This window comes from Christensenella hongkongensis (genome assembly GCF_000981035.1).
In the GTDB taxonomy this organism is placed as follows: domain Bacteria; phylum Bacillota; class Clostridia; order Christensenellales; family Christensenellaceae; genus Christensenella; species Christensenella hongkongensis.
In genome coordinates this window covers 14,134-29,735 of the sequence record NZ_LAYJ01000131.1, presented here as the reverse complement: position 1 = coordinate 29,735, position 15,602 = coordinate 14,134, and the positions used below count along the sequence as shown (strand labels likewise).

The 15,602-nt window shown below is 47.3% G+C and carries 16 protein-coding genes; 1 reads left to right on the top strand and 15 read right to left on the bottom strand.

The window, feature by feature from the left end; translation table 11 throughout:
* Position 1: 1 nt before the first annotated feature.
* The 10 genes from hisF to CHK_RS13630 all read right to left on the bottom strand — a co-directional run bounded on the left by hisF (position 2) and on the right by CHK_RS13630 (position 10,009).
* A complete protein-coding gene (hisF, locus tag CHK_RS13675; protein ID WP_046444636.1) occupies positions 2-763 on the bottom strand; it encodes an imidazole glycerol phosphate synthase subunit HisF in 762 nt (253 codons plus the stop codon).
* Entirely contained in the window at positions 763-1,476 is a 714-nt protein-coding gene (hisA, locus tag CHK_RS13670; protein WP_046444635.1) for a 1-(5-phosphoribosyl)-5-[(5-phosphoribosylamino)methylideneamino]imidazole-4-carboxamide isomerase, read from the bottom strand. The genes hisF and hisA overlap by 1 nt, the downstream gene beginning before the upstream one ends.
* Positions 1,473-2,078, bottom strand: coding sequence for an imidazole glycerol phosphate synthase subunit HisH (gene hisH / locus CHK_RS13665; protein ID WP_046444634.1), 606 nt, complete (start codon positions 2,076-2,078; stop codon positions 1,473-1,475). The genes hisA and hisH overlap by 4 nt, the downstream gene beginning before the upstream one ends.
* Positions 2,075-2,659, bottom strand: a complete 585-nt coding sequence (hisB, locus tag CHK_RS13660) for an imidazoleglycerol-phosphate dehydratase HisB (RefSeq protein WP_046444633.1) — start codon at positions 2,657-2,659, stop codon at positions 2,075-2,077. Before hisB ends, hisH begins: the two co-directional genes overlap by 4 nt.
* A 12-nt stretch (positions 2,660-2,671) precedes the next feature.
* Positions 2,672-3,958 carry a histidinol dehydrogenase gene (hisD, locus tag CHK_RS13655; RefSeq protein WP_046444632.1) on the bottom strand — a complete coding sequence of 429 codons (1,287 nt, stop codon included), beginning with the start codon at positions 3,956-3,958 and terminating at the stop codon, positions 2,672-2,674.
* On the bottom strand, positions 3,959-4,594 hold the full coding sequence (gene hisG / locus CHK_RS13650) for an ATP phosphoribosyltransferase (RefSeq protein WP_131924964.1): 636 nt from the start codon (positions 4,592-4,594) through the stop codon (positions 3,959-3,961). It abuts the gene before it with no gap.
* Positions 4,591-5,763 (bottom strand): ATP phosphoribosyltransferase regulatory subunit, encoded by a 1,173-nt coding sequence (hisZ, locus tag CHK_RS13645; RefSeq protein WP_046444630.1) that lies wholly within the window; start codon positions 5,761-5,763, stop codon positions 4,591-4,593. Before hisZ ends, hisG begins: the two co-directional genes overlap by 4 nt.
* Positions 5,764-5,856: 93 nt before the next feature.
* Positions 5,857-7,872, bottom strand: coding sequence for an ATP-dependent DNA helicase RecG (gene recG / locus CHK_RS13640; RefSeq protein WP_046444629.1), 2,016 nt, complete (start codon positions 7,870-7,872; stop codon positions 5,857-5,859).
* A 111-nt stretch (positions 7,873-7,983) separates the two neighbouring features.
* Positions 7,984-9,642: a DAK2 domain-containing protein gene (locus tag CHK_RS13635; RefSeq protein WP_052740612.1), complete on the bottom strand. Its 1,659-nt coding sequence runs from the start codon at positions 9,640-9,642 to the stop codon at positions 7,984-7,986.
* 13 nt (positions 9,643-9,655) lie between these two features.
* On the bottom strand, positions 9,656-10,009 hold the full coding sequence (locus CHK_RS13630) for an Asp23/Gls24 family envelope stress response protein (protein WP_046444628.1): 354 nt from the start codon (positions 10,007-10,009) through the stop codon (positions 9,656-9,658).
* Positions 10,010-10,206: 197 nt separating this feature from the next.
* Here CHK_RS13630 and rpmB point away from each other — a divergent pair, with 197 nt between their 5' ends.
* Entirely contained in the window at positions 10,207-10,398 is a 192-nt protein-coding gene (rpmB, locus tag CHK_RS16225; RefSeq protein ID WP_082103577.1) for a 50S ribosomal protein L28, read from the top strand.
* Positions 10,399-10,432: 34 nt separating this feature from the next.
* On the opposite strand, the gene CHK_RS13625 is transcribed toward rpmB, so the two are convergent.
* Genes CHK_RS13625 through CHK_RS13605 form a run of 5 tightly spaced genes read right to left on the bottom strand, consistent with a single transcriptional unit; the run spans position 10,433 to position 15,220 of the window.
* The gene (locus tag CHK_RS13625; protein WP_046444627.1) at positions 10,433-11,071 is read right to left on the bottom strand and encodes a thiamine diphosphokinase; all 639 of its coding nucleotides are present in this window, start codon (positions 11,069-11,071) and stop codon (positions 10,433-10,435) included.
* A gap of 2 nt (positions 11,072-11,073) precedes the next feature.
* Positions 11,074-11,724, bottom strand: a complete 651-nt coding sequence (rpe, locus tag CHK_RS13620; RefSeq protein WP_046444626.1) for a ribulose-phosphate 3-epimerase — start codon at positions 11,722-11,724, stop codon at positions 11,074-11,076.
* A gap of 5 nt (positions 11,725-11,729) precedes the next feature.
* Positions 11,730-12,614 (bottom strand): ribosome small subunit-dependent GTPase A, encoded by an 885-nt coding sequence (rsgA, locus tag CHK_RS13615; protein WP_052740611.1) that lies wholly within the window; start codon positions 12,612-12,614, stop codon positions 11,730-11,732.
* The gene (gene pknB / locus CHK_RS13610; protein WP_046444625.1) at positions 12,592-14,487 is read right to left on the bottom strand and encodes a Stk1 family PASTA domain-containing Ser/Thr kinase; all 1,896 of its coding nucleotides are present in this window, start codon (positions 14,485-14,487) and stop codon (positions 12,592-12,594) included. Before pknB ends, rsgA begins: the two co-directional genes overlap by 23 nt.
* Positions 14,480-15,220, bottom strand: coding sequence for a Stp1/IreP family PP2C-type Ser/Thr phosphatase (locus CHK_RS13605; protein ID WP_046444709.1), 741 nt, complete (start codon positions 15,218-15,220; stop codon positions 14,480-14,482). The genes pknB and CHK_RS13605 overlap by 8 nt, the downstream gene beginning before the upstream one ends.
* Positions 15,221-15,602: the final 382 nt, after the last annotated feature.

The window sequence follows — 15,602 nt, the reverse complement described above, 5'->3', positions numbered from 1 at the left end:
TTTATTTACTCCTTACCGCAATTCCATTTTCTTTCAGATAATCCTTTACCTGTTTTATCGTCAATTCCTTATAGTGGAACAAAGACGCCACCAGCACGGCGCTCGCATCCGCTTCCCGGATGACTTCCACAAAATGTTCCAGTCTTCCCGCGCCTCCTGATGCGATCACCGGAACATTTACGCTTTCTGACACAAGCTTCGTAAGCTCAATATTATATCCTGCCTTCGTTCCATCCGCATCCATGCTCGTGAGCAATATTTCGCCCGCTCCGCGCTTCACTGCTTCCCTGGCCCATGCTACCGCATCGATCCCTGTATTGACGCGTCCCCCGTTCAGGTAAACGTCATACCTGCCCTCCGGATTTTTTTTCGCGTCGATCGCTACCACGACGCATTGGCTTCCGAATCTTACCGCCGCGTCGCTGATCAGCTTCGGATTTTGAAGCGCTGACGAATTGACCGATATTTTATCCGCCCCCGCCTTGAGGATACGCCGAAAATCTTCCACCGTGCGAATGCCGCCGCCTACTGTGAGTGGAATAAACACCTGCTCAGCCGTACGCGCAACGACCTCCTCCATAATTCCCCTGCCATCCGAGGAGGCTGTAATGTCGAGGAACGTCAATTCATCCGCACCCTGTTCGTTGTATGCTTTTGCAATTTCAACGGGATCGCCCGCGTCCTTCAAATCGACAAAATTAACCCCCTTTACCACGCGTCCGGCATGGACGTCCAGACAGGGGATGATTCTTCTTGTCAACATTATTTTGCCGCCTTCATCGCATCCTGAAGCGTAAACGCGCCGTCATAGATCGCCCTTCCGACAATACAGCCGCACGCGCCTGTCGCGCGAACCTTTTTGATATCGTCTACGCTGCTGATGCCGCCGGAAGCAATCAGGTTCATCCATGTTTCCTTCACGATGTGCTCTGTAATGTCAAGATTTGGTCCTTCCATCATGCCATCTTTGGAAATATCCGTATAGATGATATTCGCAACACCCATTTTGTGCATTTTGTGTGCCAGCTCCACCGGATCGATATCCGTATTGTCGGCCCATCCCTTAATCGCTACTTTGCCGTTTTTCGCATCGATGCCAACTGCAATGCGGTCTTTATATCTGGATACGGCCCATTTCACAAGATCCGGATCTTCGACTGCCGCCGTTCCAAGAATCACACGGGAAATACCAACATCGTCAAGACGCACGCTGATGTCTTCCCTGGTTCTCACGCCGCCGCCCATTTGTACTGGAATCTTGATCGATTGAACGAGCCTAGCAATGACATCCTTGTTGACAAACTCACCGGAAAAGGCCGCATCAAGGTCTACGATATGTAAATAATGAGCCCCTTCTGCCTCCCAGCGCTTTGCCATTTCAATCGGATCTCCAAAATCTGTAGAACGCTGCAGCTCTCCCTGCATTAAGCGTACACACCTACCATCCCTGATATCAATCGCAGGATAAATCTTCATAGTTTCAAACCTCCAAAAGATTGCAGCATTGCAAGTCCTGTTTTCCCGCTCTTTTCGGGATGAAACTGCAAGCCGTATATATTTTCCTTCTGAACCGCGGAAACAAAATCATATCCATAATTTGTTTTCGCGATAATGTATTCCTCCGGTACGTTGTCGGCGTGATAGGAATGTACAAAATACACGTATTTCTCTTTTCCAGCATCTACAAACAACCGGTTATCATTGACAATAAGTGAATTCCACCCCATATGCGGAACGCGCATATCTGCAAGTTCAAACGGCTTTACCTCGCCCGGTATCAGTCCAAGAGCGTCATATTCACCGTTTTCATAGCTCTTATCAAACAAAAGCTGCATGCCAAGGCAAATCCCCAAAAAAGGTTTTCCTGATGCGGCCTGTTTTTGTATTTCTTCAACGAATCCGCGTTCTTTAAGGTGCCTTACAGCATCGGCAATCGCGCCAACGCCCGGCAGTACAATATGGCTTGCATCACGTAATATCTGTTTATCGGCAGTTACCCGCGCGTCAAATCCGAGGAACGTAAACGCCTTTTCTACGCTGCGCAGATTGCCCATGCCATAATCGACCACTGCAATCATAGCACGCCCTTTGTGGACATCACGCCCGTAAGCTCCGGATCGATCGAAGCCGCTTCCCGCAACGCTTGTCCAAACGCTTTAAAGCACGCTTCAATGATGTGGTGCGTATTTTTACCATACTGCATGTTTAGGTGCAGCGTAAGCCCCGCGTTCACTGTAACCGCACGAAAAAATTCCTCGCATAACTCCGCGTCAAAATTACCCGTCCTGCCTTGTACGAATTCAACGTTATAAACAAAGTGCGGCCGTCCGCTGATATCAAGGTTTGCCATTACGAGCGCTTCGTCCATCGGCACAAATTTTGTGGAGTACCGCCTGATTTTTTCTTTCTTGCCAAGCGCAATCCTGATTGCCTCGCCAAGCGCAATCCCGCAATCCTCAACGCTGTGGTGAGCATCTACATAAGTATCCCCTTCACAGGACAGCGTCAGGTCTATCATTGCATGTTTGGCAAACAAATCAAGCATGTGGTCAAAAAAACCAACGCCTGTTTCAATCTTATAGGCGCCTTTTCCGTCAAGGTTTAACTGCAGTTTGATATCTGTTTCATTTGTTTTTCGTGCAACTGTGCTTTTACGCATCTTTTTACCCCTTTAATCTTCAAAACGGATCGCCGCAGACCGCGCATGGGCAGTAAGCCCTTCCGCCGCCGCGAATGATTCCACCTTTTTGTAGACCTTTTCAAATTCTTCCTTGGAATAGTATATCACACTGGATTTCTTTTGAAAATCGTCAACATTGAGCGGTGACGAAAACCGCGCCGTACCATTTGTTGGCAGCACGTGGTTCGTCCCTGCAAAATAATCGCCCAAGGGCTCCGGGGAATATTCTCCCAAAAAGATCGAACCCGCATTACGGATTTCAGGCAATACCTTTTCCGCATCCCGCACACATATTTCAAGATGCTCAGGAGCAATCATGTTTGAGATGCGAACCGCTTCCCGCATATCCTCCGCCAAAATGATCGTCCCATAATTCTCAAGCGATTTCTGAACGATATTTTTCTTGGGCAGCAACTCAGCCTGCCGCAAAATCTCCGCTCTTACCGCTTCCGCCATTTCCCTGCTCGTAGTCACCAGCATACAGGCCGCCATTTCGTCGTGCTCCGCCTGTGAAAGAAAATCCGCCGCAATAAATCGTTCATTTGCCGTTTCATCAGCGATCACAAGCACCTCGGAAGGTCCTGCGATCATGTCGATTCCCACTTGACCATACACGCTCTTTTTGGCAAGCGCCACATAAATATTTCCCGGGCCGGTAATTTTGTCCATTTTAGGCACTGTCTGCGTACCGTATGCAAAAGCGGCGATTGCCTGTGCTCCGCCCATTTTATATATATTGTGCGCTCCTGCAATTTTTGCCGCCGCAATCGTTACCGGGTTAACCGCGCCGCCCTGCGCCGGAGTTGCCACCGAAATATCAGGCACTCCCGCACATTTCGCTGGAATGATGTTCATCAGTACGCTTGAAGGATAGGCCGCCTTTCCGCCCGGTACATATACTCCCGCATGCTCTACCGGCAAATACAGCTGTCCCAGATATTTCCCACCGCTTTCCATAAACCAGTTTTCACGCTTCTGGTGATTGTGGAACGCTTCTATATTTTCCGCAGCCTCACGCATCACCGAAAGCAATCCTTCGTCAACCGATGAAAACGCTTCCTCGATTTCCTGTTCCGTCACAAGCAGGTTTTGTGCATTCGCAGGATATCCGTCAAACCTCGCTATGTAAGAAAAAAGCGCTTCATCCTTTTTCTCACGGACGCTTTTTATGATCTCATCCACAGTCTTTTGCTGCTTGGTGTAGTCGGTATCCGCGCGCTCTAAAAGCCGCTTTTTGATCGTTTCTGTTTCCTTTGAAGATAAAATTGGAAGTAACATCTACATCTCCTCCAGAGCAAGTTTCATTTTTTCGATCAACGGCTGAATTTTCTCCGCTTTTGTTTTCAGGCTGACCTGGTTTACAACAAGGCGCGCGCTGATATCACAAATTTCTTCCAGTACCGTAAGCCCGTTTTCACGGATCGTCGCACCGCTCTCCACAATATCCACGATCACATCCGAAAGATCGAGAATCGGCGCAAGCTCTATACTTCCATGCAGCTTGATGATTTCTATTCCCTCGCCCTTTTCATCGTAATACATCTTTGCAACGCGCGGATATTTTGTCGCAACGCGCGTTATATTGGACGTGATGCGTTCCTTTGGCTTTTCATAGCCCGCTACGCATATTTTACATTTTCCGCATCTGAGGTCCAGCATTTCATAAAGCGGCAGCCCTTCCTCGAGCAGCGTATCTTTGCCGGCAATTCCAATATCCGCAACGCCGCGGTATACGTATACGGGAACATCGGAGGGCTTTACCAGCACAAACCGCAGTTCATTCTTTTTGTCGTATACTACAAGCTTTCGCGTATCTTCTTTCAGCTCGGATACGTCAATCCCGCATTTTGAAAATAATTCTATGGCAAATTTCGCAAGCCGCCCTTTTGCAAGCGCTATCGTAAGTTCCATTATACGTTCATCCCTTCGTCAAATTCCACAACGTCATATCTTGCGCGGTCGTAACCCCGGTAGCCATTCAGCTCGAGAATCACTTTATTCCCTGATTTCCGCAGCTTTTCGGCATAAGCGAACGCATTTGCCCTGCCTGCCGGGCTGCAACAGATGACGGTTGCCTTTTCACCGGAAACGGGCAGCTTCTGTAGCTGCTCCAGAACCACCAAAAGCTCTTTTATTCCAATCGCAAACCCTGTTGCCGGCGTATCTGAGCCAAACTCACGCAACAGCTCGTCATACCTCCCGCCGGAAAGGATCGCAGTACCAATTCCGTCTGAAATTCCGCGGAATATAATTCCTGAATAGTAATTAAAATTGTTCAGGATACCAAAATCGATCGAAAGATACTTTTCATATCCAAAATCACAAAGAATATCATACACCTCGCGGATATTGTCTACCGCAGCCGCGCAAAGCTCATTCTGCGCCATTTCGCTTGCCCTTACAAGCGTTTCGCGCCCGCCAAACAGAGTTCCGAGGGCAAGGAGCGCTTCCTTTGTATCGTCATCCATATTAAGGCGGGATAACTCATATTCAAGCTCTACATTATTTTTGGTATCGATCAGCAGCCTTATTTTTTCAACCTGCTCTTCTGTGAGGTCCATGCTGCCAATCAGCCCTTTGAAGTACGCCACCTGCCCAAGATCAATCTTAAAGCCAGTCAGGCCAATTTCAAGCAATGATCGTATCGCAAGGGCAATTACCTCTGCGTCCGCATCCGCTCCCCGCTTGCCGATCAATTCTACGCCAGCCTGCGTAAATTCTGTTTTTCCTGCAATTCCCCGTTCCAGGAAGCCAAACGCATTCTGGATATAGCAAAGCCGCAGTACGCTTTCGCCGGAAAGCAGCTTCGTCGCCGCCGCTCTCGCAATCGGTCCGGTAAGGTCCGGCCTCAAAGCCAGTATCCTTCCCTTCTGGTCAAAAAATTTCATCATGTTTTCCTGCACGTACGGCACGGAATCGTGCATAAAAACTTCGTAATATTCAAACGACGGCGTTTCAATTTCCAGATAGCCGTTTTTGGTAAAACATTTTCTGATTTCTTCTTCGATCTTTCTTTTTGCCGCGCATTCCTCCGGCAAATAATCCCATGCGCCGGCGGGAACCTGTAATTTTAATTTTTCCATTTCAGTACTCACTCAAAAAATAATTTAGCGTAGTAAATCGCTATCACATTACCATAATAATACACATGTTTGCTTCCTGTCAAGCATTCTGTTTTAATTAAGCGCTATTTCAATCAATTTTTCCTTCAGGTTTTCTTCAGCAATCCGCGTAATGGAAGCGTATTCCAAAGCAAACCGCTCTGTTTGCTTCATTGCCTGCAATACATCTCTCGTCGCTATGAGCAGCTCCATGTCCGCAATCAGGTTCGCAACCTTTAACGTGCCCATTCCGTGCTGCCTTGTACCAAGCATATCGCCCGTTCCGCGAAGCTGCATATCCTTTTCTGCGATTACAAATCCGTCGTTCGTCTTTACAAGCTCGCGCAGGCGTTCGTAGGCGTTCTGGTTATCTGAAACAAGGAAACAATACGCTTGCTCCCTGCCGCGCCCCACACGGCCCCTGAGCTGGTGAAGCTGGGCAAGCCCAAAACGCTCTGCGTTCATCACCGCCATCACCGTCGTATTCGGAACATTGATGCCCACCTCGATTACCGTCGTCGAAACCAGAATATGAATCTTTCCCTCGGCAAAGCCCTCCATGACCGCCTGCTTTTCAGCATTTTTCATCTTGCCATGAATCAGCGCCATCTCGAAGCCCGGATAGCATTCTTTGAGCTCCTCAAACATCTGCTTTGCAGATTTTGCATCCATTCCCTCGCTGTCCTCAATCAGCGGACAAACGATATAAGCCTGCCTTCCCTTACGCAGCTCGTTTTGGATAAAGCCGATCATATCCTTATATTTATTGTCATGGATCAGGTAAGTCTTTACCGGCTTGCGCCCTGCCGGAAGCTCGTCGACAATCGAAATATCCGTCTGCCCAAAAAGCACAAGCGAAAGCGATCTTGGGATCGGCGTTGCCGACATAATCAGCGTATGCACATCGTTTCCCGCTCCCGAAAGGGCAGCTCGCTGCTTCACGCCAAAGCGGTGCTGCTCATCCGTAATAATAAGGCCCAGGTTTTGGCAGGCGATATCTCCATATAACAGCGCATGCGTGCCAATGATAATGCGGGCTTTTCCGCTTTCGATCAATTCACGCTGTTGCGCCTTTTTTTTGGCTGTACCCGCTCCCGTAAGGCATACGATTTCTTCTTCGTCAAAAAGTTCCCGCGCCGTCTCGTAATGCTGCTTTGCCAATATCTCTGTCGGCGCCATCAAAATGCTTTGATATCCATTTTCGCGCATACAATTCATCGCATAAAACGCGATCACAGTTTTTCCGCTTCCCACATCCCCCTGCACCAAACGGTTCATATAAACTGTTCCCTGCAAATCATCCCTGATTTCGCGCATAACCCGTTCCTGCGCGCGTGTCGGCGTAAAGCCCAGCTTCCGGGTAAAACAATCGCTCTCCCCCGGTTTAATGATCACCCTGCTTTCCTGCCGCTGCTCTTGTCCAAGCAAATCCAGCATACGGTTAAATACCAGAAGCTCATCAAATACCACGCGTTTACGTGCCTTTTCCACCACTGACAGCTCCGAAGGAAAATGAACTGCCTGAAGCGCGCTTTTCAGGTCATACAGCTTAAACTCACGCAAAAAAGCATCGGAATACGGCTCGTTCACTTCCATATGGCGCAATGCCTCTTTGGAAAATTTACGCATCATATTCTGATTGAGGCCCGCCGTCAGCGGATAGATCGGCAAAAAATTGTCCTCCGGCTTTTTGAAATAAATTTCAGGTGAAGAGAGCTTCATCTTTCCGTATTTAAATTCCAGCTTTCCATAAAGATACAAAGTCTTTCCCTGTACGATATTATTTTTGATATAAATCTGATTGAATATATCGACTGTAACGATACCCGTTGCATCTGTTACCTGAAATGAAGTAATTTCAAGCCCCCTGCGTATCCTCTTTACCTGTGGCGGTGTAAAAACCTTAACCTCAAAAAAAGCGGTCTCGCCAAACTTAACGTCCCCTATTTTCTTACAAACCGAAAAATCCTTATATGCGCGCGGCAAATAATAGACCAGATCGCGAATCGTGCCTATTTCTACCTTTTTTAATGTTTTCGCCGTTTTCTCCCCAATGCCTGTGAGGCTCGTAACCGGCTCCGATAATTTCATATAATACTCCTGGTCAATATGATCCCAAACCTTTTTTGACCGCCGCATAAGCGAATGCCGCGTATGAAAAAGCCGACACGTTTTTCATGCCGGCTTTTGTCGCGATTTTGATTATTCCACCGATAAAATATACGGATAAACCGGTTGGCCTCCATAGTGCATTTCTACATCGCACCCGTCAAACAGTTCTTCCGCTTTTTCCGCAAGCCCCTGTGCCTGTCCTTCATCCGTGCCATCGCCATAATAGAGCGTGATAAGCTCAGAATCCTCATCCGTCATTTTTTGTAACAGCTGCTCAAATACCTTAGGAAGCTCTTTGCCGTTCGCTACGATATCGCTTTCATAAATACCAATCAAATCATCCTTTTTGATGCTGTTTCCGTTCATTTTGGTATCGCGTACAGCATTTGTAATCAGGCCGGTTTTAACCTGCCCCGTCACGCGCTCCATCTTTTTTACGTTGACGTCGATATCGGCGTCCGGATCATAAGCGACAGCTGCTGCAATACCCTGTGGGATTGATTTCGTTTTAATAACCTTTACATTTTTGTCGCTCATTTCAGCCGCTTGATCCGCAGCCAGAATAATATTTTTATTATTTGGCAAAACGATTACATTGCGGGACGGCGCATTTTTAATTGCATGCAGAATATCGTCCGTCGACGGATTCATCGACTGTCCGCCCTCTACAAACGCTTCAATTTGCCAATCGCTGAAAATCGTCCTGATGCCATCGCCCGCTACAACGGCTACTACAGCCACATCCCGTTCCGGTATATCCGCAGGGATCGCCACCGCCTCTGCGGCCGCCTGCGGATCGATTTCCGAAAGTTCCCTGTGCTGCTCGCGCATATTATCGATCTTAATATGACTGAGTTCTCCCAAAATCTGCGCATATTGAAGCGCAAGCCCGGGTTCATTGGTATGCACGTGCGTTTTCACCAGGGAAAGATCGCCCACCACAAGTACGCAATCCCCAATTTTTGCGAGATTACCCCTGTACGCGTCGATATCACGTTCCTTCACATCAGGGTAAAGGTTTTTAATAAAAAATTCAGTGCAATATCCAAATTGTATATCGTCCTTTGAGTTGTCAAGATTTGAAAAATCCACGACAACCTTTTGTTCGTCAAGGATTGCACCGCTATCGATCACATTCCCGTCCAGGACAGCCTTCAGTCCAACCATAATGACAAGGAACCCTGCGCCGCCAGCATCTACCACCCCTGCTTCCTTCAGCACGGGAAGCTGCTCAGGCGTTTCCTTAAGCGCTTTTTCGCCCTCCTGAATCACATAGTCGATCTGCTTGTACAAATCGTCAGATTTGGTGGCAATGAGCTCCGCCGCGTCTGCCATCTTGGTTGCAACGGTGAGAATCGTACCCTCCTTGGGTTTCATCACGGCTTTATACGCATAATCCACGCCATTTCGCAAAGCACCTGCAAAAATAACCGTGTCTATATGGTCTGCCTTTGCCATCGCATCCGCAAAACCGGCAAATATCTGCGACAGGATAACGCCGGAATTACCCCGCGCACCCTTAAGTGCCCCAAGACTCAGCGCCTTCACAACAGAGTTGATACTGTCGTCCTGCACAGCCGCCACTTCTTTTGCGGCAGTGATCATCGTAAGAGACATATTTGTTCCCGTATCCCCATCAGGAACGGGAAATACGTTGAGCGCATCAAGTGCGTCCTTGTTTTTTTCGAGTGTCGCGGCAGCGCCGAGGATCATCTCCTTCAGCCGCTGACCGTCAAGCGCTTCAATCAATCACTAAACCCCCTTAGATCTGAATGCCCTGCACAATAATGTCTACGCTCTGCACATTCAGTCCGGTTTCTTTTTCAATAGAATATTTTACTTTATCAATGATGTTTTCCGCTACCGCAGCAAGGGAAACGCCATATTTTACAGTAATGTACAGCTCAACGATCACATTTTCCGAGCCGTCTGTCTTTATTTTTACGCCCTTTTTGAGATTGTCGCCTTTAAAAAGGTTCGAGATCATTTCCGTTATATTTTTTTGCGACATTCCAACCAGTCCATAACACTCTAATGCGCTGTATCCCGCGATTGACGCAATATAGGGTTCGTTATACTCGATTTTTCCTAAATCAGTTTTTAAAGTTGCACTCATGGAATGAACCTCCTAATGGTTTATTATAAGTATTATATAACATATTTATTACAATATCAAACGAATATCCATGTCCGGCCTCATAAAAAATACTTACAGGCAATCTGAATTGTTTCAAAAAAACTCTTGCGCGCGGTTCCCTTTCATGGTAAAATAAATGCTGTTTGAACGTATACACCAAGAGGGAGGTGTTTTAGATGGCAAGATATTGTGAAATTTGTTCCAAAGGCGTTTCTTCCGGCAACAAGGTCAGTCACTCACACAGAACGTCAAAGAGAATTTGGGCTCCAAACGTACAGCGCGTCAGAGTCATTGAAAATGGTACTCCTACCAGAAAATATGTTTGTACACGTTGCTTGCGTTCTGGAAAAGTAGAGCGTTACGTATAATTTTGAAAACAAAAGGACAGATTTTGTATCTGTCCTATTTTTTTATCTCTTTATCCCTCATGATAAATACAAAATCGCTGCTCTGTATCTGTGCGCGCGGTCTTGTAAAAATATTACTCACGCCCCTTGGTTTATCATTGCGAAGCTCGAGCTCATCCAACGGATAATAAAGCCCGCTTGCATTTACGACGGCTTTTTCATTCACCGGAATGATTGATACGGTTTGTCCCACCTGCCCGCATATTTCAAAACGGCCTGTATAAAGTTCTATTTCCTGCAGATCGTCCTCAATCGTAAGCGGCACACTTTTTTCATAAGCACGCTTAAGCAGCATCAGATTGGAAAGCAAATGATCAATTCTGCCTCCTGTCGCGCCCAGAAATATAATTTCCGATGCGCCACGCCCGATTGCCTCATCAAGAGCAAGCATTGCGTCTGTTTCGTTTTTCTCCTCCTGTGCGGTCAGGAACTCACACTCCATACGCCGGTATTGGAAAACCAGCTCCTGATCAACCGAATCCAGGTCTCCTACAATAAGCTGCGGCAGAATTCCTGCGTCATGAAGCGCATGGAGCCCTCCGTCGATTGCAACCACATAGTCTGTTTCCGCAGCCCTTTTAAGCAATAAGCCGCGCCCGGGCCGCTGCCCGGACGCAACCATCAATACCTTCATTACTATTTGCTCTCCCGCAATCTTTTTACGGCCAACGCCGGATCCGGATCATTAAATACGCTGCTGCCCGCAACAAGCACATTTGCGCCCGCCTCGATAAGCTTTGGAGCATTTTCAAAGTTTACCCCGCCGTCGATTTCAATATCAATCTCCTTGCCATGCGCGTCGATCATCGCTTTCAGGTCTCTTACCTTCTGCAGAACGACAGGAATAAAGCCCTGTCCGCCATAACCAGGGTTCACGGACATCAAAAGAACCATATCCACATCGTCAAGCACATATTGAATCATGTCAAGAGGAGTCGCCGGATTCAGAACCACGGCCGGTTTCCTGCCGCATTGTTCAATTTGTTTCAGCACTCTTTGCAGGTGCTTTGTTGCCTCTGCATGCACGGTAATGATATCCGATCCCGCCTGCGCAAACCGCTCGATATAACGCTCTGGCTGGGTAATCATCAGATGAACGTCAAGCGGGATATCCGTAATCTTTTTGAGTCCTTCAATCATCTGGAAGCCAAACGAATAATTTGGTACAAATACGCCGTCCATGACGTCGCAGTGCAAATAATCCGCGCCCGCCTCTTCCATTTTCCGTACGCCTTTTTCCATGTTACAGAAATCGGCTGCCAATAACGATGGTGCTACTTTGATCATGTCTCTTATCTCTCCTTCAGTGAATGTATAATCCGTAAATAACGGTCATATCTCTCTTTGTTTATTTCTCCCGCCTCTACCGCATCCTTTACGGCGCAATCCGGCTCCCTGTCGTGCAGGCAAGAAGTGAAGCGGCAATTTCCGGCAAACTTTTGAAGCTCCGGATAATGTGCGGATATTTCATTTTTCTGCATCCCTTCGATTTCATACATCGAGAAACCCGGGGTGTCGACCACATATCCATGAATTGCAGGAACATACAAAAGCTCAGCCTGGCGGGTTGTATGCTTTCCCCTGTCTGTTTTTTTACTGAGTCCGCCGGTCTCCTGTTCAAAATCCGGATCAATCGCATTGATAATCGATGATTTCCCCACGGCAGACTGGCCTGCAAAGCATACGCATAATCCGGAAATCATTTTCTTGAGCGCTTCAATGCCCGCTCCCGTGCGTGCCGATACCACGAACGTATCATAATAACCACAGTATTGATTTGCCAGACGATCGATTCCCGCTGTATTCTCATCCGATTTATTGATCACCACTACAGGTTTAATTCCGGCGCAACCGGCCTGAATCAACAGCTTATCGCACAAAAAAAGGTCCGGCGCGGGTTTTCCCGCAGAAATCACCAGCAGCATACTGTCTACATTCGCTACTGCGGGACGGAGTAAAAAATTGCGGCGTGGTAAAATCTGTTCAATCGAGCTATAACCTTCAAGCTCGACAAACTCCACAATGTCGCCCACCATCGGCGTCATCTTTTCCTTTCGGAATTTTCCGCGTGCTTTACATTCATGTACGCGCCCATCCTGATCGCTTACATAATAAAAGCCGCTAATTCCTTTTACGATCCTGCCCTGAATGTTCTTAACCTCCCCTGGTAAATTCAACGGTTTCCGATTTCAGTTGAATATCGTTCAAAAATATAATCAGCTCAGTTTCCACCGATTCTTCATCCGAATCGATTACAATCTGCGTCGCCTTTTTCAGGTCTATCTCCTGCTCGCCTGATTGTACAATCGTATCATAAATAATATAATAAACCGGAATCCCGTCAATTTCTCCCTTTACACCGACCTTTAATTTCGTCCCATCCTTGGGGATAACAAGGTCCAGCGCTTCTCCGTTGTAGGAATAACGCGTTCCGCTGCTTCTTGAAACGGTCAGCGTCATGGGTTTGTTCACTGCAAGTTCAATGTTTTCCTGTGGAGATTGTGAAATCACAGTACCCTTTTTTTCGTCAGAGCTCTTTTCGTAAAGGAAAAACGTTGTAAGCCCCTGTGCCTTAAGGCTTTCAAGCGCAGTGGAAACATCGTCGCCCTGCACATTCGCCACCTTTACCTTTTCAACATTTGGCGACGCCTTCACCGTAAGCCATACGCTTCCGCTTGCGGAAATCGATTCCCCCGGAAGCGGATATTGGCTGATTACATAGTTGATAGGCTGCTCACCGTTAATATCATCTACAATCTGGTTGACCTCAATGCCATTTTCTGCAAGAATTTTCTGTGCCTGCGTAATATCAATATTCGTCACATCCGGCATTGTATCCGTACCCGTTCCATTGCTCACAACAATACTCAGCGGATCGCCCGGTTTGACCTGCACGCCCGGTTCCGGTTCCTGACCTATTACAATTCCCTGCTCTGCCTGCGAGGAATACTCGTATGTGACCGTAGTCGTGGGCGTTATGTCCTTAACCGCCTCCTGCGCGCTTTTTTGTGTCATCCCAACAAGGCTTGGCATAGAGATCGGCTTTTCCGCATTATAATTGATCACAGCGCTTGCGACCGCAATAATCGCAAAAACGATCACGGCAGCAATCCCAAACATGATAAACAGCCGTTTCAGGCTCCTTTTGGAGCGTTTGGCCTGTTGCTCCTCCATATGCTGCTGCACGCGCTTGCTTTCCGTATATCTGATATATTCCCCATCCGGCTCCGAAAGGCAACGCTGCAGATCTTCGTACATATTGAATGCCGATTTGTACCTGAAATGCTTATCCTTTTGCGTCGCTTTCTGAATGATTTTATTGATACTCTCAGGAATATCCGGCATTTCATCCCGCACGTCAGGCATGAGCTCATTGATATGCTTTAATGCAATCGCAACGGAAGTGTCCGCGTCGAAGGGAACGTGTCCCGTCAGCATTTCATAAATCAGTATCCCCAGTGAATAAATATCCGAACGCTTATCTACGCGCTCTCCGCGCGCCTGCTCCGGTGAAAAATAATGCACCGAGCCCATCACGTTGTTATCTTCCACTGTAATTGTATTCTGTGCGATATTGCGCGCAATCCCAAAATCCGCGATAAACGGCTCGCCTGTCATGTCGATCATAACATTATGCGGCTTGATATCCCTGTGGACAAAACCTTTAACGTGCGCGTATTCAAGCGCCAGACAAAGTTTTTTGGCCACATTGACCACATACTTTAATGGCAGCGGCCCATTGATATTGATCAAATGCTTGAGCGTTTTACCATGGATCAGATCCATCACAATGTAATAGGTCCCGTCGTCCAGACCGGCGTCATATGCCCGGATGATATTGGCATGACGAAGCTTCAGCGAGGCCTGCACTTCCTTTTTAAAGCGTTGGACAAACTCCTCGTTTTGAGTCAGCTCCGGCTTTAATATTTTGACGGCAACCTCCTGCTTGGTGCGCTCGTCAATCGCTTTATATATGTATGCAGATCCGCCGGCGTCAATCTGTTCAATCAGGCGGTACCTGCCCGCGAGTAAACGGTTGGGCTCAATCATCCGGCAGCCCTCCATCCCCTGAATACTGTGCGAGAATCACTGAAATATTATCCTTGCCCCCACCCGAAAGCGCAATCTCCACAAGCTCTTTCGCCTTATCTTCAAGGCTTATCTCTTTGGAAAGCACACGGTTGAGCAAATCCTCGTTTGTATAGTTTGAGAGTCCGTCTGAGCACAGCAGGATAATATCGTCTTTTTCCCATTTTTCAGTAAAAAAATCCACACTGATTTCTTTCATTCCAACGGCGCGCGTAATAATGTTTTTAAAAGGATAATCTTCAGCAGCTCCCTTTTTGATTACGCCGCTGTCAATCAGGTGCTGGACGTACGTATGATCCTTGGTCACCTTCCTGATCGATCCGTTTTGTTTATGGTATGCACGGGAATCCCCTACCTGTGCAAAAGTAATCACATCGCCGCAAAAAGCCGCGAGCGTCAGGGTTGTTCCCATCCCCTCCAGCTCAGAGTTTTTCTCCATTTCGTCACGCAATCTCTTGTTGGCAAATTCAACCGCCTTGCGAATCTGTTCTTCATTGAGCTCGTTAACACCAAGCCTGTCAATATACTCTTGGATTGCGCTGCACGCCGTCCCGCTTGCAACCTCTCCCGCCGCGTGGCCGCCCATTCCATCCGCAACCAGCATATAGACCGGAGCACTTTTTTCGTGCACCAGTACAGAATCCTCATTGACTGTCCTGACTTTGCCCACATGGCTCAACGCCGCAACTTTCATCTTTTCACCTTCACAGTAGCTTGTTTTTGTTTTTACGCAGCGTTTCTGTTTTTTGATACAACGCCGCGCGTCCTGCAAAACGGTTATTTGCTCACATTCCACAAACCTGTCTTGCGTGATGCAAATTTATTATACAATATTTACAGAATAAAAAGTAGGTGCTATCCATATTCAGATACAAATTTTTTTATATCTTTTATATCGTAATATGCGAGCAGGCGCAATTCCAGGATGTTTCCCGGCATTTGCAGCAGGTTTTAATTATGATCAAAATGCACTTTACTTCCCGGGTTTTGCTTGTACCTTTTTCCGGTTCGTGATAATCTATAAATATACTTTTTTATTGGCATTCTGCCTTGTTGTGTTGGATTTTCGTTCAATG

What these genes read in the sequence shown, in the direction of transcription:
- hisZ (WP_046444630.1), bottom strand. Translation starts at nt 5,763, where the DNA reads ATGGAAAAATTAAAATTACAGGTTCCCGCCGGCGCATGGGATTATTTG.
- CHK_RS13630 (WP_046444628.1), bottom strand. Translation starts at nt 10,009, where the DNA reads ATGAGTGCAACTTTAAAAACTGATTTAGGAAAAATCGAGTATAACGAA.
- hisF (WP_046444636.1), bottom strand. Translation starts at nt 763, where the DNA reads ATGTTGACAAGAAGAATCATCCCCTGTCTGGACGTCCATGCCGGACGC.
- hisH (WP_046444634.1), bottom strand. Translation starts at nt 2,078, where the DNA reads ATGATTGCAGTGGTCGATTATGGCATGGGCAATCTGCGCAGCGTAGAA.
- CHK_RS13625 (WP_046444627.1), bottom strand. Translation starts at nt 11,071, where the DNA reads ATGAAGGTATTGATGGTTGCGTCCGGGCAGCGGCCCGGGCGCGGCTTA.
- rpe (WP_046444626.1), bottom strand. Translation starts at nt 11,724, where the DNA reads ATGATCAAAGTAGCACCATCGTTATTGGCAGCCGATTTCTGTAACATG.
- hisD (WP_046444632.1), bottom strand. Translation starts at nt 3,958, where the DNA reads ATGTTACTTCCAATTTTATCTTCAAAGGAAACAGAAACGATCAAAAAG.
- pknB (WP_046444625.1), bottom strand. Translation starts at nt 14,487, where the DNA reads ATGATTGAGCCCAACCGTTTACTCGCGGGCAGGTACCGCCTGATTGAA.
- hisB (WP_046444633.1), bottom strand. Translation starts at nt 2,659, where the DNA reads ATGCGTAAAAGCACAGTTGCACGAAAAACAAATGAAACAGATATCAAA.
- hisA (WP_046444635.1), bottom strand. Translation starts at nt 1,476, where the DNA reads ATGAAGATTTATCCTGCGATTGATATCAGGGATGGTAGGTGTGTACGC.
- recG (WP_046444629.1), bottom strand. Translation starts at nt 7,872, where the DNA reads ATGAAATTATCGGAGCCGGTTACGAGCCTCACAGGCATTGGGGAGAAA.
- rpmB (WP_082103577.1), top strand. Translation starts at nt 10,207, where the DNA reads ATGGCAAGATATTGTGAAATTTGTTCCAAAGGCGTTTCTTCCGGCAAC.
- CHK_RS13605 (WP_046444709.1), bottom strand. Translation starts at nt 15,220, where the DNA reads ATGAAAGTTGCGGCGTTGAGCCATGTGGGCAAAGTCAGGACAGTCAAT.